The following is a 1468-nucleotide window of genomic DNA, read 5'->3' on the forward strand; positions in this document are numbered from 1 at the left end:
TTCTTACTGTTTTGCAAGTGTTTTTTTAGTATTTTGGCATCGCTGAACTACACCTAGCTGATTTTAAAATTTTTTTCTAGGTGTTATACTGAATATGTAGGAAAAATTTGAGTTGTTTAGTCATAACGAGTATGACTAAGGTAGAATTTTCCTGTGTATATAACTCAAGATGTGCATAGTGCTTGGCTAATGGAAGTGGTTATCCTAGTTGGCCTTTAAATGGCTTGTAGCACGTTCATAATCATATCTTGAGTTTGTAGCGTTTAAGTAATGCATAACTTTAATGAGCTTGTTCACACAAGCAATCATGGCCACTTTATGATGTTTATTATAAGGTGGCTTTTTTAATTTATAGTAATAATCGCAAATATTATTCTGCTGACGGTGTTGATTCATAATAAAAAGCTCAACCATTTGATAGAGTATTTTTCGCGCTACACTACTGCCACGCCGATTAATACGGTCTTTTTTATAAATCGTTCCTGATTCATATCTGACGATATCGATACCAACAAACGCATTGAGTTGCTTATTCGTCTCAAAGCGATCAATATTTCCTAATTCCCCTGTGAGTAAAGCCGCATTCTGTTCTCCAACGCCATTGATACTCAATAAGACGTGATATAATTTTTGGTCAGCACATAATTTTTTTAGTTTAGCGACATAATTCTTTTTTCTACCAATGAGTCGAATTAAATCTTCGGTAATGTCTTTGATTTCTTCGACAAGTGGGTGATTTTCGTGGACGATAATATATGTGTTTTGAGCCCATTCAATAAGCTTGATAGTCAGTTCTTCAAGATATGTTTTTGTGCAGTTATTGTGCTGCTTAATGAGCTTTTTGAGTTGTTGTTTTGTCATATTTAAGATGAATTGGGGATGTGCAAATAAATTGATAAGCTTTAGGTTAGGAATATTATAGTTGTGCTTCACTAAGTCTTGAAGTGACGGAAATACTTGAGATAACCTTTCTTTAAGTCTCGCTTTTAATTTAGTTAAATCGTCCTCAATATGCATGATTAAGCGTGTATAACTCTTTCTCTCAACATCTTCATCTGAAGGGGTATGAATAATGTATTTTTCATCTAGCGTGAAACCTAAATGAGCGAGTTTATGTGCATCCACCTTATCTGTTTTATACCTTCTTAATGAATTCATCTTAAAGTGTGCTTCTAAAGGGTTTATACAGACATGTTTAATATTATGGTCAATACAAAATTGACGAATAATTGTTGAATAGACACCTGTCGCTTCGAATATCAATAACTTATCTTCAAAACATTTTAAATATGTGTAGAACTGAAGTAAGTTCTTTGAATCATAGAATAAATCCAATTCTTTAACGAACGTTTCATCTTCATAATGTGCCACAACTGCCGATGCTTTACTGATATCAATACCAAAAATGTGCATAAAACGCCTCCTTAATTAATTTTTGAGATAAGCGAACCTTCACTCATAATCCTTA

The 1468-nt window shown here is 33.2% G+C and carries 1 protein-coding gene; it reads right to left on the minus strand.

Translation table 11 applies throughout. The annotated features are described in order from the left end of the window. Positions 1-204: 204 nt before the first annotated feature. Entirely contained in the window at positions 205-1413 is a 1209-nt protein-coding gene (locus CCE82_RS12310; RefSeq protein ID WP_086429644.1) for an IS110 family RNA-guided transposase, read from the minus strand. Positions 1414-1468 lie beyond the last annotated feature (55 nt).

It is taken from the genome of Staphylococcus cornubiensis (genome assembly GCF_900183575.1).
Lineage (GTDB): Bacteria > Bacillota > Bacilli > Staphylococcales > Staphylococcaceae > Staphylococcus > Staphylococcus cornubiensis.

Coding starts and splice junctions, on each gene's coding strand:
- CCE82_RS12310 (WP_086429644.1), bottom strand. CDS start 1,413: ATGCACATTTTTGGTATTGATATCAGTAAAGCATCGGCAGTTGTGGCA.